The sequence below is a fragment of the Streptomyces sp. NPDC101237 genome (genome assembly GCF_044767465.1).
In the GTDB taxonomy this organism is placed as follows: Bacteria; Actinomycetota; Actinomycetes; order Streptomycetales; family Streptomycetaceae; genus Streptomyces; species Streptomyces gramineus.
The window spans coordinates 362,059-386,729 of record NZ_JBIWNY010000004.1 but is presented as its reverse complement, the minus strand read 5'-3'; the positions used below and the strand labels follow the sequence as shown (position 1 = coordinate 386,729).

At 73.6% G+C, this 24,671-nt stretch carries 14 protein-coding genes and 2 pseudogenes; 10 read left to right on the top strand and 6 right to left on the bottom strand.

What is annotated here, in order from left to right:
• Window positions 1-110: 110 nt before the first annotated feature.
• Together ACIRQ9_RS09395 and ACIRQ9_RS09390 are read left to right on the top strand one after the other, a co-directional pair.
• Window positions 111-254 (top strand): annotated as a pseudogene (locus tag ACIRQ9_RS09395) (DUF1203 domain-containing protein); the annotation flags it as partial.
• Between the two features lie 235 nt (window positions 255-489).
• Window positions 490-882, top strand: a pseudogene (locus ACIRQ9_RS09390) (alpha/beta hydrolase); the annotation flags it as partial.
• A gap of 11 nt (window positions 883-893) precedes the next feature.
• Here ACIRQ9_RS09390 and ACIRQ9_RS09385 read toward each other — a convergent pair.
• Window positions 894-1,553, bottom strand: coding sequence for a transglycosylase SLT domain-containing protein (locus ACIRQ9_RS09385; RefSeq protein ID WP_404168946.1), 660 nt, complete (start codon window positions 1,551-1,553; stop codon window positions 894-896).
• A 278-nt stretch (window positions 1,554-1,831) separates the two neighbouring features.
• Entirely contained in the window at window positions 1,832-2,482 is a 651-nt protein-coding gene (locus ACIRQ9_RS09380; RefSeq protein WP_404168943.1) for a TetR/AcrR family transcriptional regulator, read from the bottom strand.
• A 92-nt stretch (window positions 2,483-2,574) separates the two neighbouring features.
• Here ACIRQ9_RS09380 and ACIRQ9_RS09375 point away from each other — a divergent pair, with 92 nt between their 5' ends.
• A complete protein-coding gene (locus ACIRQ9_RS09375) occupies window positions 2,575-3,153 on the top strand; it encodes an ester cyclase (RefSeq protein ID WP_404168940.1) in 579 nt (192 codons plus the stop codon).
• Window positions 3,154-3,231: 78 nt separating this feature from the next.
• On the opposite strand, the gene ACIRQ9_RS09370 is transcribed toward ACIRQ9_RS09375, so the two are convergent.
• From ACIRQ9_RS09370 to ACIRQ9_RS09360, 3 genes are all read right to left on the bottom strand, one after another.
• The gene (locus ACIRQ9_RS09370) at window positions 3,232-6,000 is read right to left on the bottom strand and encodes a multifunctional oxoglutarate decarboxylase/oxoglutarate dehydrogenase thiamine pyrophosphate-binding subunit/dihydrolipoyllysine-residue succinyltransferase subunit (RefSeq protein WP_404168937.1); all 2,769 of its coding nucleotides are present in this window, start codon (window positions 5,998-6,000) and stop codon (window positions 3,232-3,234) included.
• Window positions 6,001-6,171: 171 nt separating this feature from the next.
• Entirely contained in the window at window positions 6,172-7,041 is an 870-nt protein-coding gene (locus ACIRQ9_RS09365; RefSeq protein ID WP_404168934.1) for an ABC transporter substrate-binding protein, read from the bottom strand.
• A 104-nt stretch (window positions 7,042-7,145) separates the two neighbouring features.
• Entirely contained in the window at window positions 7,146-7,901 is a 756-nt protein-coding gene (locus tag ACIRQ9_RS09360; protein ID WP_404168931.1) for an SDR family NAD(P)-dependent oxidoreductase, read from the bottom strand.
• A gap of 410 nt (window positions 7,902-8,311) precedes the next feature.
• On the opposite strand from ACIRQ9_RS09360, the gene ACIRQ9_RS09355 reads away from it, so the two are divergent.
• The 4 genes from ACIRQ9_RS09355 to ACIRQ9_RS09340 all read left to right on the top strand — a co-directional run bounded on the left by ACIRQ9_RS09355 (window position 8,312) and on the right by ACIRQ9_RS09340 (window position 13,245).
• On the top strand, window positions 8,312-9,367 hold the full coding sequence (locus ACIRQ9_RS09355; RefSeq protein WP_404168928.1) for a maleylacetate reductase: 1,056 nt from the start codon (window positions 8,312-8,314) through the stop codon (window positions 9,365-9,367).
• A 70-nt stretch (window positions 9,368-9,437) separates the two neighbouring features.
• The gene (locus tag ACIRQ9_RS09350) at window positions 9,438-10,307 is read left to right on the top strand and encodes a dioxygenase (protein WP_404168925.1); all 870 of its coding nucleotides are present in this window, start codon (window positions 9,438-9,440) and stop codon (window positions 10,305-10,307) included.
• 115 nt (window positions 10,308-10,422) lie between these two features.
• Window positions 10,423-10,929, top strand: a complete 507-nt coding sequence (locus tag ACIRQ9_RS09345; protein ID WP_404168922.1) for a flavin reductase family protein — start codon at window positions 10,423-10,425, stop codon at window positions 10,927-10,929.
• Window positions 10,930-11,025: 96 nt separating this feature from the next.
• Window positions 11,026-13,245, top strand: a complete 2,220-nt coding sequence (locus tag ACIRQ9_RS09340; protein WP_404168919.1) for a LuxR C-terminal-related transcriptional regulator — start codon at window positions 11,026-11,028, stop codon at window positions 13,243-13,245.
• 21 nt (window positions 13,246-13,266) lie between these two features.
• Here ACIRQ9_RS09340 and ACIRQ9_RS09335 read toward each other — a convergent pair whose 3' ends face one another.
• The gene (locus ACIRQ9_RS09335; RefSeq protein ID WP_404168916.1) at window positions 13,267-14,793 is read right to left on the bottom strand and encodes a 4-hydroxyphenylacetate 3-hydroxylase family protein; all 1,527 of its coding nucleotides are present in this window, start codon (window positions 14,791-14,793) and stop codon (window positions 13,267-13,269) included.
• A 160-nt stretch (window positions 14,794-14,953) separates the two neighbouring features.
• Between ACIRQ9_RS09335 and ACIRQ9_RS09330 the strand changes: the two genes are divergently transcribed.
• The 3 genes from ACIRQ9_RS09330 to ACIRQ9_RS09320 all read left to right on the top strand — a co-directional run bounded on the left by ACIRQ9_RS09330 (window position 14,954) and on the right by ACIRQ9_RS09320 (window position 24,659).
• Window positions 14,954-17,851: an AAA family ATPase gene (locus ACIRQ9_RS09330; RefSeq protein WP_404168913.1), complete on the top strand. Its 2,898-nt coding sequence runs from the start codon at window positions 14,954-14,956 to the stop codon at window positions 17,849-17,851.
• 471 nt (window positions 17,852-18,322) lie between these two features.
• Window positions 18,323-20,359 (top strand): ATP-binding protein, encoded by a 2,037-nt coding sequence (locus ACIRQ9_RS09325; RefSeq protein ID WP_404168911.1) that lies wholly within the window; start codon window positions 18,323-18,325, stop codon window positions 20,357-20,359.
• 124 nt (window positions 20,360-20,483) lie between these two features.
• Window positions 20,484-24,659, top strand: coding sequence for a beta-galactosidase (locus ACIRQ9_RS09320; protein WP_404168908.1), 4,176 nt, complete (start codon window positions 20,484-20,486; stop codon window positions 24,657-24,659).
• Window positions 24,660-24,671: the final 12 nt, after the last annotated feature.

The following is a 24,671-nucleotide window of genomic DNA, read 5'->3' as shown; positions in this document are numbered from 1 at the left end:
CCCGTTCCGGCCCGCGCCACCCCGAACGCGTGACCTCGTCCTTCCCGCCCCAACCCCTCCCGTCCGCCACCCTGAACGAACTCCGCGGCCGCGACGACGCCGCTGACCCGATGCGCCCCCGCCCGGACGACGAAGGGGGCGCGCCGCTGCGCTGCCGCCTGCGCTCCGGCAGCCGGGGCGAGCTGATCGCCCTCGTCCGCTACGCTCCGTCGCGGCGCTGGGCGGCCGAGAGGGGCGCCGATCCCGGGGCGTACGACGAGCAGGAGCCGGTCTTCGTCCACGCCGAGGACTGCGGCGGGCCGGCCGGAGCGACGGCTGCCCGTGGGCGCGCCCCGGTGCCCCGCGCCGCTACGACCGCCGGGGCCACATCAATGGGCGGGCCGCCTGCTCCAGCTCCCCGACGACCCGCACACGGCCCGCGAGGACGCCCTCGCGGAGGCCTTCGCCGATCCCGCGACCGTCGAGGTGCGCGTACGCGTCGTCGAACTCGTGGCCCGGCAGACCGTCCCGGAACGGCGTGCGGTCGTCTCCGCCGTTCAACGGCTCGGGCACGGGGGCGAGGGCCCGGTCGGCTACTGGGGGGTGCCGCTGGGCTGCGGTCTGGGCGTGCCCTTCGTGGCCGCCGAACCCCGGGTCCGCGCGGCGGTGCCGGGTCTCGGCGGCGTGACGGCCTCGGGCGAGGACGCGGCGCGGATCACGGTTCCGGTGGGGTTCCTGGTGCAGTGGGACGACGAGCGCGTGCCCCGCGATCAGTGCCTGGCGCTGTTCGACGCCGTCGGGTCGGCCGAGAAGACCCTCCAGGCCCATCCGGGCGGCCACGGGAACCTCCCGGCCTTCGAACAGGACACCACGGCCGACTTCCTCGCCCGCCACCTCACCTGACGCGACCGGCGTCAGTACGCGTGGTGGACCTGCCAGAACGCCCAGGCCTGACAGGGGCTGCCGTAGGCGGAGTTCATGTAGTTGAGGCCCCACTTGATCTGGGTGGCCGGGTTGGTCTGCCAGTCGGCGGCGACGGTGGCCATCTTGGAGCCCGGCAGCGCCTGCACGAGGCCGTAGGCGCCGGAGGAGGGGTTGACGGCGAGGTAGTTCCAGGTGGACTCGTGGTCCACGATGTTGCTGAAGCACTGGAACTGGCCGCTGCCCACGATCTGGGCGGCCATCGCCTTGAGCTGCGCCACGGTGTACGAACTCCGCACGGCGAAGGAGGCGGTGGGATCGCCCGCCGCGGCACGTTCCTCGGCGGCCTTGTCGGCCGCGGCCTTCTTGGCCTCCGCGGTCCTGGCCGCCGCCGCGCGGGCCGCGTGCTCGGCGTCCTTCCGGGCGCTCGCGTCGGCCTGCACGGCCACGGCGTCGGCCTGCCGGGTCAGCGACGCGGTCTGCACCTGCGCCTGCTGGCCCGCGGGCAGGTCCGCGAGGAGCGTGGCGTCGGTCGCCGGCTGGGCGTCGTTGTTCTGCGCGCTGCTGCCCGAGGCGACACCGACGACGCTTCCGACCGCGGTGACCGCCGTGGCCGAGGCCACCGCCAGTCCTCTCAACGGCATGGGGCTCATCCGCATCGCATCCTCTTCGCCGGTGCCACGCTGCGCGGTGCCCGACGACGTGACGATCTCGCTTGCCGGGGCGGGCGGTTGGAACACTCTTGCGTGCGAGACCGGCCGGCGCAATCCCGGAAGGAGTGCCGCTGCTCACATTCCGCGAAGCGTCGGCCCGCTCAGGGCGGCGCGAAGCCGTCGCCCGGCCTGTCGATGCCCGGGACGCCGGGCGAGTTCCACCTCCGGTACTGCCGGCGGTGCCCGCCGTCCCGGCTGCCGGGCCCTGACGGGCCCGCCTAGGGGGGCCGAGGAATCCAGCGCTCCGGCTCCGCGTCCACGTACAGGGCCGCGAGTGCCGTACGGCGGAGGACGTCCTCGGCGCGGTCCCAGGTCCAGCCGCTCTCGGTCACGAGGGAGTGCCAGCCGGTGGGTCCGAACCAGTGCCAGAGCAGATCGGCCGTCTCCGCGACGGGGTGGACGGGCGGCGGGGACAGCGCGTGCAGATGGCGGGCCGCGGTCCGCAGCGCGTCCCGGTAGTCCGCGGTGGCGCGCTCCCACAGAGCCTCGCCGTCCTCGTGGACCGGCAGCGCCTTGCGGATCGCCTCGTGCACGGTGAACTGGCCCTCGTTGCCGGCCCGGGTGCCCTGGGCCAGCGTGCGCAGCACCGACTCCGGTGTGCGCTCCGCGAGGATCGCCGCCATCGCCTGCTCGTAGCCGGACGCGTCCACGCCCTGGTCGACGATCCGGTTCAGGATGTCGCTCTTGCTGCCGACGCTCGCGAAGACGGTCTTGGCCGCCACGCCCGCTGCCGCGGCGATGTCGGCCACGGTCACCCGTCCGTAGCCGCGTTCGGCGAACAGCTCCGTCGCCCGTACCAGGATCAGTTCACGGGTCCGCGCGGCGGCCTGCTCGCGCAGCGGGGAGACGTAGGAGCGCTTGGCCTGCATGATCGCACTCTATCGCGATGAATTCATTAGGTGTGATGTAACCTCAATCTCCGATCGCCGTGATCACGCGGCCGACGAGAGGCAGCCCCGCCATGGGTATGGAACCCGCAGAACTGGCCCACGGACTCTTCCGGATCCTCGAGACAGGAGACCCGGCGCTCGCCGCCGAGGTCGTCCACGAGGAGTTCCACAACCGGGAGGCGGCCGTGGCACCGGCGGCGTGCGCACGGCCCGGCCCGGCCGGAGTCCTCGCCTCCGGCGCGTGGATGCGCTCCGCCTTCACCGGCCTGCACTTCCCGGTCCTGGCCACCGCGCTCGGCGACGACGAGGTCTGGGTGCGGCTGCGGATGCGGGGCCGCCACACGGGTGCCTTCGTCCGCTACCGCGACGGCGCCCTCGACCAGGCGATACCGCCCACCGGCCGGGAGATCGACTTCGAGCAGATCCACGTGCTCGGGCTGCGGGACGGCAAGGTGGTCCGCCACGAAGCCGTACGCGACGACGTCACCATGCTCGGCCAGCTCGGCGTCTTCCCCCCGGCGCCGCCCACGGCCCTGCGCATGGTCGCCTGGCGTCTCACCGGACGGGCGGCCCGCGCCGCCGCCCTGGTGACCGCGGAGGCCGCCGCGGCGGCCTCCGCACGGCCCACCGGCACGGGCACCGGCCACTGAGACCCGCGTGCCGCCGAGGAGCCCGGGCATCGGTCCGCGCGCCCTGCGGGCGCCGGCCGACGCCCGGGCCTCCCGCGGTCAGCGGAACGCCGCCGCCACCAGCTCCGCTTGCTCCTCCGCATGCCGCCGGGCGGAGCCCACGGCCGCGGCCGACGCCGGAGGCCGGCTGACGCGGCCCACGGGACGGCTCGCGAGCCGTCGTACCGGGGCGCTCACCGAGAGCCAGGCCCCCTGGTTCGCCGCCTCCTCCTGCACCCACCGCACCTCCGCGTCGGCGGGGAAGCGCGCGAGTTCCGCGGCGAGTTCGCGTTCCGGCAACGGATAGAGCTGTTCCAGCCGGACGATCGCGGTGTCCCGCGAGCCGGCGGCCCGCCGGTGGGCGTCCAGGTCGTAGAAGACCTTGCCGGAGCAGATCAGCACCCGCCGGACCCGCGCGGGATCCGCCGTGCCGTCCGGCAGCACCGGACGGAATCCGCCCGTGGTGAGGTCCGGTAGCGCGGAGACGGCGGCCTTCGACCGCAGCATCGACTTGGGGGTGAACACCACCAGCGGCCTTCTGCGGTGCGGCGATCCGAGAGCCTGCCGTCTGAGCAGATGGAAGTAGTTCCCGGGCAGGGTGGGCACGGCGACGGTCATGTTCCCCTGCGCGCACAGCTGCAGGAAGCGCTCGATCCTGCCGGAGGAGTGGTCCGGCCCCTGGCCTTCCAGCCCGTGCGGCAGCAGCAGGACCACCCCGGAACGCTGCCCCCACTTCTGCTCCGACGACGCGACGTACTCGTCGACGACGGTCTGGGCGCCGTCCGCGAAGTCGCCGAACTGCGCCTCCCACAGGACGAGCGCCTCGGGCCGGGCCAGCGAGTAGCCGTACTCGAAGCCCAGGACGGCCAGTTCGGACAGGGTCGAGTCGTACGGCGTGAAGGCCGCGGCGCCGGTGCCGAGCGAACCCAGCGGAGTGTGCTCCGCACCCGTGTGCCGGTCGGTGAGGACGGCGTGCCGCTGCCCGAACGTGCCGCGCCGGGAGTCCTGCCCGGCCAGCCGCACCGGCACCCCGTCCAGCAGCAGCGATCCGAACGCGAGGGCCTCGGCGGTGGCCCAGTCGATGGTTCCCGCGTCCAGCGTCTCGGCCCGCCTGCGCAGTTGGGGCAGCACCCGCGGGTGCACGGTGAAGGTGCGGGGCAGCTCGGTCTGGGCCGCGACGACGCGCCGGGCGGTCGCCTCCGTGATCGTCGTGACCGGTTCCCCGACCGTGGGCTCCGCGACCGTGGGCTCCGCGCCCCCGGCGACGACGTCCCGCGCCGGACCGCCGGGCGGCGGCGACGGGCGGGTCTCCGCGAACGCGCGCTCAAGGCGCTCCCGGTAGTCCCGCAGGGCGTCCTCCGCCTGCCGCGCACCGATGTCCCCCCGGCGGACCAGCGCGTCGGCGTACAGCGTGCGCACCGAGGGACGGGCGTCGATCCGGTCGTACATCTCCGGCTGCGTGATGGACGGGTCGTCGACCTCGCTGTGGCCGTGGCGCCGGTAGCAGATGAGGTCGACGACGACGTCCTTGCGGAACTCCTGACGGTAGTCGAAGGCGAACCGGGCGGCCCGGACGACGGCTTCGGGATCGTCCCCGTTCACGTGCAGGACCGGGGCCTCGACGGCCCGGGCCACGTCGGTGGCGTAGGCGCTCGAACGGCCGTGGACCGGCGTGGTGGTGAAGCCGAGCTGGTTGTTGACGACGACGTGCACCGTCCCGCCGGTGTGGTAGCCGGGCACCTGCGACAGGTTCAGCGTCTCGCCGACCACGCCCTGACCCGCGAAGGCGGCGTCCCCGTGAACGGTGACGGGCAGGACCGCGAAGATGCCGTCGCCGTCCGGGTCGGTCTCCTGCCTGGCGCGGACCATGCCCTGGGCCACCGGGCCCACGACCTCGAGGTGCGAGGGGTTCGCCACGACGGAGACGCCGACCGACCCGCCGCACAGCGCGCGGTACGTCCCTTCGGCTCCGAGGTGGTACTTCACGTCACCGGATCCCTGGACCGAGCGGGGATCCACGGCGTCCTCGAACTCGTGGAAGATCTCCCGGCAGGACTTTCCGATGATGTTGGCCAGCACGTTGAGCCGGCCTCGGTGCGCCATGCCGATGACGGCTTCCCTCATCCCGTGGGCGATGGCGCGGTGCAGCAGGGCGTCCAGGAGGACGATCGCCGATTCACCGCCTTCCAGCGAATACCGCTTCTGTCCCACGTACTTGGTGTGCAGAAACCGCTCGAAGGCCTCCGCGGCGCCCAGCCGGTAGAGGATCTGCAGCTGTTCGGCACGGTCCGGAGCCTCCCGCGGGGATTCGATACGCCGCTGGACCCAGCGGCGTTCCTCGGAACTCTGGATGTGCATGTACTGCACGCCGACGGTCCGGCAGTAGGACGCGCGCAGCACCTCCAGCACGTCACGCAGCGTCATGGCCGCCCGCCCGGCGAAGCCGTCGACCACGAACGTCCGGTCCAGGTCCTCCTCGCCGAGCCCGAACTCCTTGAGGTCCAGCTCCGGCGGAGTCGCGCCCCGCTCGTCCGTGAGGGGGTCGGTGTCGGCCATCAGGTGCCCGCGTACGCGGTAGGCGTGGACCAGAGCCGCGACGCGGACGGCCTTGACCGCCGCCTCCTCGGCCCGGCCGTCCGCGGTGGCCGTCGCCTCCCGTACCGGTGTGCCCGCCGCCCGGCCCGGGGCGGCGAAGAGATCACGCCACGCCCGGTCGACGGAGCCGGGGTCCCGCAGGTACCGCTCGTACTGTTCGTCGACAACCCATTCGTTGAGACCGAATTCCAGCCCGTTCGACGACGGCTGTCCGGCACGGGATCGCGATTCCACGACGTGGATCGCCTTCTTTCCTCATCGCATACGGCCAGGGGACGACGCGTCCGAGACCGTGCAGCAATTCCCGGCGGCGCGTCGTCGTCCCACGGTAGGCGGCTGGGGCGGCCGAGCCGGACGGGCGAATGTGCCACGACGGCGGCACATCAGGACATGAATACCGCGCGTCTAAGGAGCGGTGCGGAAGAATTCGTCCGCGGTGAAAGAGGCGGGCACGCCGAGTTCCGCGGCGACCGACACGATCGCGGCTTCGGCGATGGCGAGGTCGGCCTGGCCGTCGACGGTGAAATACGGCGCGATGAAGGTGTCGTAATGCGCCCGGACCTCCTCCGCGGTGTGTCCTCCGAGGAATGTCCGCATGTGCCGCACCGTGGTGTCGGGGTCGTCGTGGATCACCTTCAGGGCCCGCCGGTGCGCGCGCAGGACGGCCTGGACCGCCGGGTCGTCGGGGTCGGTGTAGGTGGTGTCGACGGCCAGGCCCACGGTGGGGATCCGGAAGTGGTCGCCCATCCAGGCCGCCACCCGCCAGCCGTACTCCGCGGCCACCGCCTCCGGCGCCATGGTGCTGCCCACCAGCGCGGCGTCGATCTCGCCGTTCCGCAGGCGGCGCAGGTCCATGCCGTAGTCGCCGGGCGCCCGCACGTCGGTTTGGACGTCGCGGTCCGGATCAAGACCGGCCCGGCGCAGCACGATCCGGGTGAAACAGCCGGGCGCGGTGTGCGGGGCGTGCACCGCCAGCCGCCGCCCGGCCAGGTCCTCCAGCGAGGCCAGTCCCGGACGGGCGAGGAACCAGAACAGCGGCCGGTGGGTGTTGACGTTGAGCCCGACCCAGGGCGTGCCGGCGGTCAGCCGGGACAGCAGGGCCCGGCCGAGCCCGATGGTGGCGCCACGGCGCAGCCGCTCCTCGTCCCAGGTGCAGCCGTCGCGCAGGACGACACGGACGCCCTCGTCGGCGTAGAGGTCTTCCTGGTCGGCGATGTAGGCGGCCAGTTCCTCGTGGAGGCCCCGTCCGACATAGGCAAGATCGATCGTGTGCATGGAGACGCTTCCTCGCTCGTGTCCGGGCCCGCGCCCGTGACGGTGACGGCGGCCGGACGTGCGGTGTCCGGACGGCGGTGCGGTGGCGTACAGGGGGAGCGGCGTCAGTACATGGCCATCCCGCCGTTGACCGCGGCGGTGGTACCGGTCATGAAGGCGTTGTCCTCGTCGGCGTAGAAGGCGACCGCCCGGGCGACGTCGGCCGGGTGCGCCAGACGGCCCAGGGGAGTGGCGGCCACCTGCCGCTGCCGCGTCGCCTCGTCGAGCACGTCGGCGGCGATACGGGACTCCACCGGTCCGGGCGAGACGGTGTTGACCGTGATGCCCAGCGGACCCAGCTCCTGCGCGAGGTACCGGGCGAACTGCTCGAGCGCCGCCTTTGCCGTACCCAGCGCGATCATGCCCTCCCGGGGCCGCCGGCTGAGGCCGGTACCGATGTAGACGAGGCGCCCCCAGCCCCGTCCGGTCATGTCGGGCAGCACCGCCTTGGTGACCGCGAACGCGGCGCGCAGCTCGGCGTCGAGCTTGCCGCCCAGCTCCTCCCAGGTCATGTCCTGGAACGACTTGACGGCGTAGGGGATGAGCGCGTTGTGCACCAGCACGTCCACCCCGCCCCACGCCGCCCGTACCCGCTCCACCATGTCCCCGACGGCCGCCGCGTCCCGCACGTCGGCCTGTACGGCCATGGCCCGGCCGCCGGCCGCCTCGACGCCGGCGACGACCTCCTCGGCCGCCGTGGTGCTGCTGAGGTAGTTGACCACCACGCGCATGCCCCGCTCCGCGAGCAGCCGCGCCGTGGCCGCGCCGATCCCGCTGCTCGCGCCCGTCACCAGCGCCACCCTGCCGGACGTCCCGCTCATGGGCCCACCTCCTGGTCGTCATGGGCAGCCGGACCGGCTGCGCCGACTCGTTCGTGGCCGGGCCCGGTCGCGCGGACCGCGTGGTCCGCAGGTATTCAGGCCGCGTCGCGGGACGCGGAACCGCTGGGGGTGATTCCGCGTGAACGCGACGCACCGGAATTCGGCCGGGCTCGGCCGCCTCCTGTGTGCATGGTGCCCACACGCTCCACCGCGGCCGCCCTGCCGGGCCATCCCGCAGATGGGTGATATGGCAGGCGCTCCCCGGGTCGTCGAGGCCGGGCAGGTCACGCGAACACGGTATTCCCGCGGGTCGGCCCGCCGTCTTTCATGGATTTCGTTGACGCATACCGGATTTTGTGACGACGCTTCCGTCCACCCAGAAAAGGCGCGGCAGGACCGAGGAAAACATCATGAGGACATTCGTGCACCGGGATCAGATCACCAAGGTGGTCTTCGGCAGCGGAACGCGCGGCCGTATTCCCGAGGAGGCCGACGCGCTGGGATGCCGTCGGGTGCTCGTGCTGTCCACGCCCGATCAGGCGGACCGCGCCGCACAGCTGCGGGAGCTGCTGGGCGGGGCCGCCGCCGGGGTCTTCACCGGGGCCGCGCCCCACACACCCGTCGAGGTCACCGAGGAGGCGGTCGCACACGCCCGGTCCGTGGCGGCCGACGCCGTGCTCTCCGTCGGCGGCGGTTCGACCGTCGGCCTCGGCAAGGCGATCACCGCTCGCACCAGCCTCCCGCACCTGGCCCTGCCCACCACCTACGCCGGCTCGGAGATGACGCCGATCCTCGGAGAGACCGAGGGGCACCGGAAGACCACGAGGCGGATCGCGGCGGTACGCCCCAGAACCGTGGTGTACGACGTCGAACTGACGCACTCCCTGCCGGCCGCGGTATCGGCGGTGAGCGGCATCAACGCCATGGCCCACGCCGTCGAGGCCCTCTACGCCCAGGACGCGGACCCGGTCGCCTTCCTGCTGGCCGGTGAGTCGCTCGACGCCCTGGCCCGCGCGCTCCCGCTCGTCTCGCGACGCCCGGACGACCCGGAGGCACGGGCCGACGCGCTCTACGGCGCATGGCTGGCCGGCACCTGCCTGGGCATGGTGGGCATGGCCCTGCACCACAAGGTGTGCCATGTGCTGGGCGGCACCTTCGGGCTGCCGCACGCCGAGACCCATACGGCGGTCCTGCCGCACGTCGTCGCCCACAACGCCCCGGTCACCGCCGAGGCCATGGCCCGCATCGCGCGGGCCCTGCCCGGGGACGACCCCGCGACCGCCCTGTTCGACTTCGCGGGCCGGCTCGGCGCCCCCAGGGCCCTGCGGGATCTCGGCATGCCCGAGTCCGGGATCGCGCGGGCGGCCGCACTCGTCGTCCAGGACGGCTACTGGAATCCGCGCCCCGTGGAACGCGGAGCGGTCACCGCCCTCCTGACCAGGGCCTGGGCCGGCGAGGCGCCCTGAACGTCCGGCGGGACGGCCGCGCCCGGGACCGGCCCCGCCGCAGCACACCCACTCACCACAGGAGCCAGTCATGCGTGACCTGACCAGCGACACCATCACCGAGGCCGTGATCTCGACCATGCGGGACACCGGGGACCCCCGGCTGGCGGAGATCCTGCGCTCACTGGTGAGGCACCTCCACGCCTTCGTCCGCGAGGCCGAGCCGACCGAGGAGGAATGGGCCGCGGGAGTGGACTTCCTGACGCGCACCGGGCAGACCTGCACACCGACGCGCCAGGAGTTCATCCTGCTCTCCGACGTGCTGGGCGTCACCATGCTCGTCGACGCCCTGGGCAACCGGCGGTCCGCCGCCGCCACCCAGAACAGCGTCCTCGGCCCCTACTTCCGCGAGGACCGGCCGCGGCACTCCGACGCCGCCGACATCTCCGGCGGCCTGCCCGGCACCCCGCTGTTCTTCGAGGGACGGGTCGTGGACCGGGACGCCGCACCGGTGGCCGGTGCGGGCGTGGACGTCTGGCACAGCGACGCCGACGGCCACTACGACATGGAACTGCCCGGCAGGCCCGGCCCGGCCATGCGGGCGCTGTTCCGGACCGACGACACGGGCGGCTTCGCGTTCCGTTCCATCCGGCCCGCCAGTTATCCGATCCCGGGCGACGGCCCGGTCGGCGACCTCATGAACGCCACGAGCAGGTCGCTGATGCGTCCCGCCCACGTCCATCTCCTCATCGACGCCCCGGGGTTCCAGCGCGTGACCACCATGCTCTTCCCCGCCGACGACCCGTACCTCGACACGGATCCGGTGTTCGGGGTCAAGCAGTCACTGGTGGAGTCCTACGACCCGTACGAGGCCGGCACGGGCCCCTGCCGTGGCCTGACCGACGAGCCGTACACCCTGCTGCGCCGCACCTTCGTCCTCGAACCCCGGCTCGTGGACTGACCTCGCCGCCCGGCTCCGCACGGCACGCGGCCCGTCCCGCCGGCCGGTACCCGCAGCCGTCCGACTCCCGCGCCGCCCGACGACGTTCCCCCTCGCACTCCCACGGAGGTTCCCGATGACCGAAATCCTCGACACCGCAGTCGACTTCCGAGCCACGATGGGCCGGCTCGCCACAGGCGTCAGCGTGATCACCACCCGCTCCGGAACGACCCCCATCGGCATGACCGCGAGCGCTGTTTCGGCCCTGTCCCTGGCCCCGCTCCAACTGCTCGTGTGCATCGGCAACCACCTGTACACGCGGACCGCGATCGCGGAGCACGGCCGGTTCGCGGTCAACGTGCTCGGCGAGGACGGTGAGGACCTGGCACGGAACTTCGCCGCCTCCAAGCCGGACAGGTTCGCGGGCGTCGAGACCGTCGACGAGCACGGCGTGCCCGTCCTGAAGGACGCCATCGCGGCCGTCGTCTGCGATGTCGCCGAGGCCCTCCCCGGCGGCGATCACACCATCTTCGTGGGTGCCGTGCGCCACTGCACGCACCGCGTCGACCGCGGCCCGCTCCTCCACTTCGCGGGCGGGTTCGGCGCGCTCAGGACCCCGCGGCAGACCCCGCGGCACGCCTGAACCGTCCACCAGCCGAGCCCCGGTGTCCGGCGTCCGCGCGGATGGGCCGCGGACACCGGGGCCCCCGCCCGTGCCGAACCGCCCCAGGGAAGTGCGATGACCAGCTCCGTTCCGGCCTTCCGGGTGCGGCCTCCGGCCCAGCCGCCGCACGTGCTGAGCCGACCGCGCCTGCTGCACCGGCTCGACACGGCGACGGAGCCCGTGGTGGTGCTCTGCGCGCCGGCCGGCGCCGGGAAGACCGTGCTGCTGACGGAGTGGGCACGCGGACCGGCGGCGGGCGGCGCGTGCGCCTGGCTCGGCCTGGACGCCCGCGACAACACCCCGGAACGGCTCTGGGCCGGCATCGCGCACGCGGTGCACCAACTCCGCGCGGACCTGCCCCGCCTCGACGAAGGCGCCTGGACGGCCGAGTCCTGGTTCGACGAGACCCTGCCCGCGCTGCTGACCGCGCTCGCCGCGGCCGGACCGCTCACCCTGGTCCTCGACGGCCTGGAAGCGGTCACCGACGCCGGCACCTGGCGCACCCTCGGGGACTTCCTGACCCGGCTGCCGCCCGGCGTCCGTGTCGTCCTGTCCACCCGGCACCGTCCGGGCGCCCCGCTCCCCGCGCTGTCGGCCCGCGGCCTGGTCGCCGAACTCGACCTGCAGGACCTGGCCTTCACGCGCGAGGAGGCGCGGGCGGTACTCACCGCACTGCTCTGCACCGCGCCCGGCGCAGCGGACGTGCACGCCCTGTACGAGGCCACCGAGGGCTGGGCGGCCGGGCTGTGCCTCATGGGACGCGCGCTGGCCAGGTCCGGGACCACGGCCCGCGCCGCAGCGTGGCCGGCCCGCGGCAGGCAGGCGGTCACCGCGTACCTGACCACCGAGGTCCTCGACCGGCTCACCACCGAGCAGCGCCGCTTCCTGCTGCGCACCAGCGTGCTCGCCGAACTCGGCGCGGGAGCGTGCCAGGCACTCGCGGGCGACCGGGCGGGCGTCGTGCTGGACGACCTCGCGCGGACCGTCCAACTGCTGGTCCCCGTCGGCGCGGAGACCTCCGCCTACCGTCACCACCGGGCACTGGCCGCACTGCTCTCCGACGTCCTGGCGGCCGAGGAGGCGGACTCCGTGGCGGCCCTGCACAAGGCGGCGGCCCGGTGGTACGCACGGCAGGGGCGCACCACCGAGGCCGTACGGCACTGGACGCTGGGCGGCGACGAACCGGAGGCCGTCGCGGCGGTCCTCGACGGATGGGAGAAGGAGATCTCGGCCGGACACGGGGCGCGGGTCGCGCTGTGGCTGGACGCGCTGTCGCGCCGCACGGTGGCCGCCGACGCGCGGCTGTGCGTCGTGGCCGCGATGACCGCGCTGGCGGACGGCGCCCCCGCGGCGGCCTGCCGCTGGCTGGACGTGGCGCTGCTCCGGGCGACCGGAGAGCAGAGCCTCGGCGAGAGCGGCACGGTCGGTGACGCGGCCGCCGCCGCCCGGGCCGTGGCCCGCTGCCTTCAGGGAGAGGTACTGGACGCCGGCCGGCTCGGCGGCTCGGCCGTCGCCGGAAACCCGCCGCTGACCTCCTGGCGGGCCCTGGCCGCAACGGCCCGCGGCACCGCGCTGCTGTGGACCGGCCGGTACGCGGAGGCGGAGGCCCTGCTCGGCGAGGCGACCCGTGACGCGCACGCCTGCGGACACGGCCTGGCACTGGTCCGCGCGTTGGGCCTGCGGACCGTGTGCGCCCTGCTGGCCGGACAGCGGGGCCCGGCCCGCGCGCTGAGCGACGAGGCGCACCGGGAGATCGCGGCGACCGGTCTGGCGCGGCACTTCGTCTCGGTGCCCGCCTACCTCGGCCGGGCCGGCCTGCTCCTCGGAGCGGACCGCCTCGACGAGGCCGAACAGGCGCTCGCCGCCGCGGAAGCGGTCCTGGCGGACCCGGCGCGGACGGCGGGCGAGCCCCACGTGCGTGCCCTGTGCCATGCCCTGCGGTCGCGGCTGGAGCACGCACGGCACGACACGGAGGCGGCACGCGCCGCCCGCGGTGCCGCGCAGCGGGCGGCGGCCGCGTGCGAGACGCCCGGCATCCTGACCGGCCTGCTCGGCCGGGCCGGCGGGCACCGCCCCGCGGCACCGCCCGCCGTGCCCCGGCCCCAGGACCTGTCCGCGGGGGAGCGGCGGGTACTGCGCGCGCTGTGCGGCTCGCTGACGCTGCGTGAGATCGCCTGCGAACTGTACGTGTCCCACAACACCGTCAAGACACAGGTACGCGCGATCTTCCGCAAGCTCGGCGCGCACGACAGGACCGAGGCGGTGACCAGGGCCCGGGAGTGCGGCCTCCTGTGACCCGGGCCCGGCCACCGCGCCCTAGACGTCCTGACGTGCGGCGTCCTGGCGCCGTGCGTAGTTCGCCTGCGCCCGGTAGGCGGACTCGCCCTCCTCCCCGGCGCCTTCGATGCCGCAGACCCTGCGCGCGAGGTCCGCCATGGCCCCGCCCGGGGACATCTCGGCGCGCTTCATGGTGAGCGTCCGGATGGCCAGCAGCGGTGTGCCGTTGAAGTTCTCGAAGACGCCGATGCGGTCGCCCCAGTCGGACAGGAACATGTCGCGGATCACGCGGCTGATCTTCAGGCGGTCGTGGGGCCTGCCGACCGGTCCCGTCTGCAGGGCCTCCAGCCACGGCCTGAGGTGCGGCTGCCGCCACTGTCCCTCGGTGGGGTAGATGAGCGCGGCCCGGCCGGCCAGATCGATGAGCTCATGGACCAGGTCGGTGATGTGCTCGATGTAGTAGGCCCGCCCGAAGTCGAACATCAGGACGTTCGGCTTGAAGATCCCGCCGGGCGTGTGGAACCCCTCGGCCTCCGACCCCACCACGTGCGCCTTCAGCGACTGGTGGAATCCGGCGAACCTGGCTATGCGGGCCTGGACCGGCGGCAGTTGGTAGGTGCCGATGTGCTCGGTGATCAGCAGCGCCAGCCCCAGCATCAGCTCGGCCTTGACCATCGCCCGGACCAGCGAGTGGTAGTGCAGCCAGTCGAACACGCGCTGCGGATAGAGCGCCGCGTGCTGCGGATTGCCGATGTGGAACACCCGGTTCCAGGGGATGAGCACGTCCTCGAAGACGATGATGCTGTCCAGTTCGTCGCCCTGCGAGGCGAGCGGGTGCTCCACCTCCTCGCCGTCCCGGACGTTGCTCTCCCGGCAGACGATGGTGACCCCGGGGGTGTTGGACCGCACCGCCCCGTAGATGATCTGCTCCGCGACGATGCCGGGCCGGTAGAAGACACCGATGTGGATCCAGTCGCCGAAGGCGGCGCCGGTGCTGATCGCCTTCACTCCCCGCACGGTGATGCCCTCGTCCGAGGTGGCGACCACGCGCAGGGCGGGGGACTCGGCCTGCGCGGAGTCGCGTGAGCGGTCCGCCTGCGGGTCGACGAAGGCCGGCGTCGCGTTCAGGTCGCCGTCGCGCACCTCGCGCCAGAAGTCCAGGAGGCCCGCGGTGAGGTCGCGCCCGTCGGTCCCGACCGACTGGCTGCTCCAGGGCTCCGGGTCGTCGACGTAGGTCAGCAGGACGTAGTTGTTCACGTCGGGTGTGCGCGGTACGGCCCCGCCGCCCAGCTCGCGCTGCACCGTCTCCAGGTACTCCCGCTTGCGCCGCAGGTCGTCGGCGGAGCGGTGCTGGAACCAGGTCATGGACCGCAGTACCCCGTCCTCGTCCACGAACGTCATGACGTCCTGGAGGTCGGGGCGGTGGTGGAGGTCGTAGAAGGACGCGAGGCTCCGGGCGTACGCGCGGGTCTTGGGGTGCGTCGCCACGTTGTCGACGCGTTCGTCGCCCACCCACACCGTGCGGCCGTCGTCGAGCGCTGCCAGGTACTCCTTGCCGGTACGCATGCCGTGCTCCTCTCCTAGGGGCAAGAGTTCGGGACGGCACGCAGCATCCGTCCGGACGGGGTGAGCCGGCCGGACGCGGGAGGCTTTCACCCGGGTGAAAGCGGCGGCCGCCGGGGAGGGGGCGTTGAGGACCGACGCGACCGTGCGCCATGCTGGCCCCATGCACAGCACTGACCCGGCCTGCGACGATGCCAGCGGCCGCGGGATCCGGGCGGCCGGCGCACCCCGCCTGCGGGGACGGGACCGCGAGATCGCGGCGGCCCGCGCGGCCCTGGACGTGGTGCGCGGCGGCCGGGGCGCCTGCGTCGTCGTGGAGGGCGCGGCCGGCGTCGGCAAGAGCCGGTTTCTCGCCGAGCTCGTCCGGACGGCCCGGCGCTCCGGGTTCGACGTGGTCCCGGTACGGGCCGACGAATTCGACCAGTACGCGGCGGGAGCCGCCCTGCAGTCCGCGCTGCACCCTTCCGACGGTTCCCGCCGGGTCCTCGCGACCGCGGACGACCAGCGGCTTCTGCTCCTGGACAGCATCGCGGACGCCCTGGAGGAACGGGCCCAGCACGCGCCGGTGGCCGTCCTCGTGGACGACGCCCAGTGGGCCGACCCCGCCACCCTCTTCGTGCTCCGCAGCCTGCCGGGACGGCTCGCCGCCGCACGGATCCTGTGGGTGCTCGCGGTACGGGCGGACGCCGAGCGGCCGATCGTGGCCAGGGTCCGGGAGGACCTCGAACGTCTGGGTGCCCGCTGGCTCACGCTGGGCCCCCTGCCGCAGCAGGATCTCCAGCACATCGCCGCGGACGTCCTCGGGTCGTCGCCGTCACCCGCTCTCGCCAGGCTGCTGCGCGGGGTCGCCGGCAACCCCTTCCTCGCCATCGAACTGGTACGCGGCTTCACCGACACCGATCTCGCCCGGCTGGAGACCGACGAGACCGGCCTGCTGCCGGGCGGCGTGCCCGTCGGCTTCCGGCGGAGCGTCGCCGCACGGCTGGACCGGCTCCCCGAGGACGCCCTGCGCCTGCTGCAGATCGGCTCCGTCCTCGGCCGTGAGTTCGACCTCGGCACGGCCGCCCGGATGATGGGCAGACCGGTCGGCAGCCTGCTGTCGGCCGTCGACGGGGCCCTGGACGCCGGTCTGCTGTCGGCCGACGGCCCGCGGCTGGCCTTCCGTCACGACCTCACCCGGCAGGCGGTCCACGACAACCTGCCGCCGGCCGTACGCACCGCCCTGCACCGGGAGGCGGCCGACAGCCTGCGCGGCACCGGAGCCCGCCCCGCGGAGGTGGCCTGGCACGTGGTGATGTCGGGCGGTCCGGTCGACGACCACTCCGTGACGACGCTGACCACCGCCGTGCGGGACATGTCGTCCTCGGCGCCCGACGCGGCCGCCGACCTGGCCCAGCGCATCGCCGGCTCGCTGTCCCCGCACGACCGGCGGCGTATCGCCCTGCTGACCGACGCAGCCGAGTACCTGGGACGCACCCGCCGGCTCCACGAGGCGCTGGACCTGGTCGACCTCACGCTGCCCGAGGGCCTGGAGCCCCCGCAGGAGGCACGGCTGCGCCTGGTGGCCGCCGAGATCCAGCAGGCGGCGGGCGACGACGCGGCCGCCATGACCCACCTGGAGCGCGCCCTGGATCTGCCGGGCCTGCCGTCCGGCCTGCGGGTCCGGCTGCTGAAGACGAAGGCCACCGGCCACGTCTACCTCGGAGACATCGCCGCCGCCGAACGGACCGGCACCGGACTGGTCGAGGCGTCCTACGGCAGCGACGACCCGGCCGTGGTCGTCAGCGCCATGGTGTTCCAGTCGCAGACGGCCTTCTACCGGGGCCATCTGGCCCGCGCCCTCGAACTCGCCGAGACGGCCACCCGGCGCGCCGGCGCCCTGCCGGTCGCTCCGCACCTGCGGCCCCCGCGGATCCCGGCGCTGTGGCTGGCCACCGTGCTGACCTCCACGGACCGCCTCGCCGACACCGCGCGGACCCTGCGGGAGGGACAGCGCGACGCCGAGGCGCTGGGCCTCGGCTGGTCCCTGCCGCACTGGCACGCGGCCCGCGCCTGCGCGCTCCTGGAACAGGGAGCCCTGGACGACGCGGCCGTGGAGGCCGAGGCCAGCATCGCGGTGGCCGACGAACTGGAGATCGCCCTGCCGGACCCGCAGGCCCGCGCCGTCCTGGCCCTGGTGGAGACCGGACGCGGCGACCTCGCCAGGGCCAGGGAGCACCTGGGCGCCGCCGATACCGGCACGCACACCCACCGCTACGGACCCTGGGTCTTCCTCGCGCGCGCCTGCCTGGCGGACGCCGAGGGCGACGGCGGCACGGCAGCGGCCGTCCTCGCCGAAGGCTTCGCCGGCCAGGACCCGGCCCGCCTGCTGGTCCTGCCCCCGTCCCACTGGCCCGGCATCGTCCGCACCGCGCTGCGCGGCGGCGATTCGGCATTCGCCGAGTCGGTGACCACGGTCCTGCGCGGTGTGGCGGTCCAGGAAGGGAGCCGACGGGTCGTCGGCGCCGTCCACGCCCACCTCGACGGCCTGTTGCGCCGTGACGCCGGCGCGCTCGGGGCCGCCGTCGCCGGCTACCGGAGCTCCGGAAGACCGCTCGCCCTCGCCGCCGCCTGCGAGGACCTCGCCGAACTGACCGCCGCCGCGGGCGACACGGCGTCGGCGGTGTCCTCCTTCGAGGAGGCCGCCCGCCTGATGTCGGCCTCGGGAGCGGCGCGCGACCAGGAGCGGGTCAGAGGACGACTGCGGCGGCTCGGGGTGCGCACCGCACCGGTACGGCCCCACCCGGCCGGTCCTCACGGCTGGGACGACCTCACCGAGTCGGAGCGCAAACTCGTCCCGCTCGTCGTCGAAGGGCTCACCAACCGGGCCGTCGCCGACCGCCTCTACGTGTCCGTGCACACCGTCAACACCCATATGAAGCACATCTTCGCCAAGCTCGGCATCAACTCCCGGGTCGAGCTGACCCGGCTGGCGATCGAGCGGGGCGCCGACGGAGACCCGCCCGACCGGCCCGGAGCGCCGGCCGCGGCGACCCGGCGCGGAGACTCCCTGAGCGGGTGATGCCCGGCGGCTGCGGCGGCGCCGGCGGCGAATCACCGGATCGTGCGATGCCCGGCGCGGCTTCCCGGTCGACACTGCCGGAGTCGATGGTTGTTTCCCCGACCGGTACCGGGAGTTGGTGCACGATGAGCGCCTCGCCTGCTGTCCCACGCCCCGCGCCCCGCGCGACGCGGTCCGCCGCGCCCCCACCCGGCTCCGCGCCGGAGCATCCGAACGGAACCCGGGCGTACGAACTCGAACCCTGGCTCTCGGCCTGGCTGGCGGCCGGCCCGCAGGGCTCGGGCACGCCTGCCCGGCACCCGGGGGCCGGCGGCGCCGTACCGCCCGAGCACCGCGACGGTGTTCACCCGACTGTGTGAACTCCCCGGCGCACGGCGGGCGTTCCGCGCATCCTACGCACTGGGGCGACGCCCCGTACGGCGGTGTCCCGATGGTGTCGTCCGCTGCCCGGCCGCGCTCCAGGATGTGGGCATGGCGTGGATGAGACGGGACGAAGAGACGACATTCATCGGCCGGGCGGCGGAGCTCGACCTGATCGGCGCGGCGATGGGCGCGCACCGGCTGGTCACGCTCACCGGGCCGGGCGGGGTGGGCAAGACCCGTCTCGCCCGGCGTGCCGTGTCCCTGGTGAAGGACGGCGACGCCGGTGCCGCCTGGGTGGATCTGGCGTCCCTGCGCAACGGGCGGTTCCTGGCGGCCGCCGTCGCGGAGGCGCTCGGACTGTCCGACCACACGTCCCGGCCGCCCGCCGACGCCGTCTGCGCCTGGATCGGCGACCGCGGGACCCTGCTCGTCCTGGACTCGTGCGAACACCTGGCCGCCGAGTGCCGCTACCTGGTCGGCGATCTGCTGACGGCCTGCCCGAACCTGCGGGTCGTGGCCACCAGCAGGGAGCCGCTGCGGGTCCGCGCGGAGACGGTCGTCCAGGTCGAACCCCTCGCCTCGGCACGGGAGGCGGTCGCCCTGTTCGCCGACCGGGCCGCGGCGGCGGGCAGGCCGCTGCTGGCCGACAGCGACTTGAAGCTGGCCGCTGACCTGTGCGACCAGCTGGACCGGCTGCCGCTGGCCCTGGAGCTGGCGGCCGCCCAACTGCGCAGCATGTCGCTGGCGGACCTCTGCGCGGGTCCGTACGCGGCCGTGGACCTGCCCGTCCCGGCGGCGCGCACCAGGCCCTCCCGGCACGCGGCCCTGCGCACCACCATCGGCTGGAGCCACGAACTGTGCACCCCGCTGGAACGCCTGCTCTGGGCCAGGCTGTCCTATCTGCCCGCCCGTTTCGACGACGAGACGGCGCGCCGGCTGGCCGGCGGCGGCCCGCTCACGCCGGCCCGGGTCGGGCGGACCCTGGCGGCACTGTGCGACAAGTCGGTCGTGGTACGCAAGGCCGGGACGTACCTGATGCTGGACGCCGTACGGGAGTACGGCCGGATGTGGCTGTCCGAGCTGGGCGGCGGAGCGGAGCTGGCCGGCCGGCACGCCGCGTACGTGCTGGCGCAGACCCGGCAGGCCCACGAGGAGTGGTTCGGTCCGGCCCAGCGGAGCTGGTACCGGCGGATCGGGGCCCTCCACGCGGACATCCGACTGGCGGCCGACCACCTCCTCGCGACGGATCCGGCGGCGGCGCTGGAACTGCTCGCGAACGTCACCTTCTTCTGGGTCTGCTCCGGCTACCTGTACGAGGCCCGGCAGTATCTGGAACGGGCGATCGGGCCCGCCGCGTCGGCCCGGAGCACGGCATGGGCGCGCGGACTGTGGAGCCTGGGACTGACCCTGACCCTGCAGGGCGAGCAGGAGGCGGCGCACGAGACGGCCCTGCGGTGCCGGCACGCGGCCACCGCCGCCGCCGACGGCGAGGAACTAGGCCGGGCCGCCTACCTGGACGGCCTGCTGCACCTGCTGGAGGGACGCCCGCTCGCGGCCGCGAACGGCGTCGCCGTCACCGAGAACGGCGACGCGGCCTCCTGCCCGCGGCCGCTGGGCGCCGCGGCCGCGCTCTGCCGCCTGGTGCACGTCTTCGGGCTGACCGGCTGCGGCCGGCTGGACCAGGCCCGCCGTGAGGCGCGGGAACTCCGCGACGCCTGCGCGGCGTCGGGCGAGCACTGGACCCGCTCCTACGCGGAGCACCAGCTGGCCCTCATCGCCTTCCTGGAACGGCGCTCGCGCGACGCGGTACGCCACGCGCGGGCCGCCCTCGACGCCAAACGGCACATCGGGGACGCCTTCGGGATCGCCATGGTCATGGACCTCCTGGCCATCGCCCTGGCCGACGCGGGGGACGAGGGCGCGGCGGCCTACGCCTTCGGCGCGGCGGCCCGCTTCTGGCAGACGGTCGGTCATCCGCAGCGCGGCACACCGGAGATGGCGGCGCTGCGGAACGACTGCGAGGACCGGCTGGTGAGTTCGATGGGCGAGCGGCGCTACGAGCGGATGTTCCGGCGGGCCGCCACGAGCGACGCGCGGTCGCTCGTGGCCTGGGGAGCGGGCGGCGGGCCCGCCCCGCTGCGGTGAACGGGGCCTGTTTTCCGCCTCGGTCGTGTCCTGCCGCCCCATTGTGTTGAACCTTGTGCCCCTCTACTGTTCGGCTTTGCCTGAGTCTGTTCGATGGTGAGAGCTCGGGCGGATGGAGGCCGCAATGCGGGGCACTGGGATCCGTTCAGAGACCGCGAGACCCGTACGCCGCCGGTGGCGCAGGGCGCTCCTGGCGACGGCCGCGGCCCTCGCGCTGGCCATGGGCGTGACCGGCCCGGCCGCAGCGGCCCGGGACGACGGCGGCCGGGCGCCCGCCGCCCCGGCCGCCGCGGACCCGCGGCCGCACACCGTGACCCTCGACGGCTACTCGTTCCTCGTGGACGGCAGGCGCACCTACCTGTGGTCGGGCGAGTTCCACTACTTCCGGCTGCCGAGCCCGGACCTGTGGCGCGACATCTTCCAGAAGATGAAGGCCGCCGGCTTCAACTCCACCTCCCTGTACTTCGACTGGGGCTACCACTCGCCGAAGCCCGGCGTGTACGACTTCACCGGGGTACGGGACGTCGACCGGCTCCTGGACATGGCCCAGGAGGCCGGCCTCTACGTCATCGCCCGCCCGGCGCCGTACATCAACGCGGAGGTCGACAGCGGCGGCCTGCCGGGCTGGCTCACCACCAAGGCCGGCAACAACCGCAGCGACGACCCGCGGTTCCTCCGGTACGCGGACGAATGGCTGACGCGGATCGACCGGATCATCGCCCGCCACCAACTGACCGACGGCACCGGGTCGGTCATCGCCTACCAGGTCGAGAACGAGTACTACGACGGCTCCGCCGCCGGCCGCTCCTACATGCGGCACCTGGAGGAGAAGGCCCGCGCCGACGGCATCACCGTCCCGCTGACCGGCAACAACAACGGCACCTTCAACTCCGGCACCGGAGCCCTGGACGTGGACGGCCCCGACTCCTACCCCCAGGGCTTCGACTGCTCCAACCCGGCCAAGTGGAACGGCGTTCCCGACATCAGTTACGACCACCCGGCCGGAAAGCCCCTGTACACGCCGGAGTTCCAGGGCGGCGCCTTCGATCCCTGGGGCGGACCGGGCTACGACAAGTGCGCCCAGCTGATCGACGACCGGTTCGCCGACGTCTTCTACAAGCAGAACATCGCCGTCGGCGCCACCGCGCAGAGCTTCTACATGACCTACGGCGGCACCAACTGGGGCTGGCTCGGGATGCCCGAGAACTACACGTCGTACGACTACGGAGCGGCGATCCGCGAGACCCGGCAGCTCGACCCGAAGTACTACGAGGACAAGCTGATCGGCTACTTCACCCAGTCCCTCGCCCCGCTCACCAAGACCGAGGCGATCAGGACCACCCCGCCGGACGACTCCGCGGTCGTCGACACGGCCCGGATGAACCCCGACACCAGGACCCAGTTCCACGTCCTGCGGCACGGCGACTCCACGTCCACGGCCGTCGACAGGACGCACATCTCGCTGGACCTCAACGCCCAGCCGTCCGCCGACACCACCTACACCTGGGACGACGCCGACTCCGCGCTCCAGTACGCCGGTTCGTGGTCGCACGTCGCCGACACCAGCTACACCGGAAGCGACTACAAGCACACCGAGTCGTTCTCGAACAAGGCCGGCGACGCGCTCACCGTCCCCTTCGACGGCACCGCGGTCCGCTGGATCGGGTCGAAGACGAACAACCACGGCTACGCCGACGTCTACCTCGACGGCACCAAGGCGGCGACGGTCGACTGCTCCGGCGGCGAGAGCCAGGCCGTGCTCTTCCAGAAGTCCGGCCTCGCCCCGGGCGCGCACACGCTGAAGATCGTCGTCACCGGGAACCACGGCTCGGGCTCCACGGACGACTACGTGGCCGTCGACGCCATCGACGTGCCGACGGCCGCCACGGTCGAGCCGACCTACCCGGTCGTGCCGCAGCAACCCGGCACCGCGATCACCCTCGACGGCCGTGACTCCCACGTGATCGTGGCCGACTACCGCCTTGGCGACGCGCAGGTGCAGTACTCGACATCGGAGATCATGACCAGCGCGACCATCGGGAACCGGGACGTCGCGGTGCTCTACGGCGACCAGGGCAGCGACGGCGAGACCGTCCTGCGCTACGCCACCGAGCCCACCGTGACCGCCGACGGCGGTACGGTCAGCACCAAGTGGGACCCGGCCACCGGAGACCTGCGGCTCGACTACACGCACCAGGGCCTGATCCGCATCGGCATCACAGGCGCCGGACAGCGCCCGCTCCTGCTGCTCGTCGGCGACAAGGCCACGGCGAAGACCTTCTGGCGCCAGGACACGGCGAGCGGACCGGTGCTCGTGCGCGGCACCCACCTGCTGCGGACGGCGACCAGCCTGAACGGCGGCCGCACCCTGGCCCTCACCGGCGACAACGCCGACGACAAGAACATCGAGGTGTTCACCTCCGCCGCCCGCATCACCTGGAACGGCCACGCGCTGGGCACTCACGCCACCACCACGGGGAGTCGTACCGGAAGCATCCCGGTGGCCGTCCCCGTCCACCTCCCGGCGCTCACCGGCTGGAAGCGCGCCGAGGAATCCCCTGAAGCGGCCCCCGGTTTCGACGACACGACCTGGCAGGTGGCCGACAAGACGACCACCAACAGCGTCACCGGGGTCAGCTCGCCGCCGGTGCTCTACGCGGACGACTACGGCTTCCACACCGGCAACACGTGGTACCGAGGCCGCTTCCGCGTCACCGGCAAGGAGACCGGCATCCACCTGGTCTCGGACTCCGGCGGCGGCGCCCAGGCGTTCTCCGCCTGGCTGAACGGCACCTTCCTGGGCAGCTCCACCACGGGCAGCGGTGACTTCACCTTCCCGGCGGGTTCCGTGAAGTCCACGGGCGACAACGTCGTCTCCGTGCTCACCGTCGACATGGGGCACGAGGAGGACTACAACTCCTCCAACGGCAACAAGACCGCGCGCGGCCTGACCAGCGCCTCCCTCGTCGGTGCGCCGCTGACGTCCGTCACCTGGCGCGTCCAGGGCGTACGGGGCGGCGAGGACCTCCAGGACACCGTCCGCGGCCCGCTCTCGACGGGCGGCCTCTACGGCGAACGGGCCGGCTGGTCCCTGCCGGGCTACCCGGACGGCGACTGGAACCGCGTGTCCCTCCCGACGACCGACACCACACCCGGCGTCTCCTGGTACCGCACCGATGCCCAGCTCGACCTGCCGCGCGGCCAGGACACCTCGCTCGGCCTGACGTTCACCGACGACCCGGCCCGCAAGTACCGCGCCACGATCTTCGTGAACGGCTGGCAGGTCGGCAACTACGTCAACTACCTCGGCCCGCAGCACACGTTCCCGGTCCCCGACGGCATCCTGAACCCGAACGGCCACAACAGCATCGCCATCGCCGTGTGGAACCTCGACGGCAGCACCGGCGGCCTCGGCAAGGTCTCCCTGACCGACTACGGCAGTTACGCCTCGTCCCTCCGCGTCGCGCGGAACGACAGCCCCCGCTACGACGCCCGGACCTACGCGATGCCGAAGCGCCCGGGAGCGGACGTCACCCTGGACGTGCCGGACACCGCCCGGCCGGGACAGGCCTTCGTCGCGCGGGCGACGGTGCGGGTGCGGAAGGACGCGCGGCCGGCCTCGGGGCTGGTGGCGTCGCTCGCCGTCCCCGAGGGCTGGAGCGCGGGTTCCCCGAGCCCCGCGTCGGTCGACCGCCTGCGTCCCGGCACGTCGGCCACCTTCACCTGGACGGTCGAGCCGCCGACCGGAACGCTGCCGTCCGCCTCCGCGCTCACCGCCACGGTGCACTACCGCCAGAACGGCCGAGGGGCCACCGGGACCGACGAACGCATCGTCGGCGGGATCCCGCCCGCCCCGCCGGCCGGCCGGAGCGCGGTGAGCGACCTGCCGTTCCTGTCGGCCACCAACGGCTGGGGCCCGGTGGAGCGGGACACCAGCGTCGGCGAGCAGGCCGCCGGCGACGGCCGCCCGATCACCATCGCCGGTGCCGGACACGCCAAGGGCCTGGGCACCAACTCCGTCAGCGACGTCCAGCTCTACCTCGCCGGACAGTGCTCGCGGCTGACCGCGGACGTCGGGGTCGACGACGAGACGGGCGGCGCGGGCACCGTCACCTTCTCCGTCGTCGCCGACGGCAGGACCCTGGTCACCACGCCGACGCTGCGCGGCCGGCAGGCCGCCGTACCGGTCGACGTCGACGTCAGCGGCGCCCAGGTGATCGACCTCGTGGTCGGTGACGCGGGCGACGGCAACGGCAACGACCACGGGGACTGGGGGACACCCACGCTGACGTGCGGGTAGCGGCACGCCGGA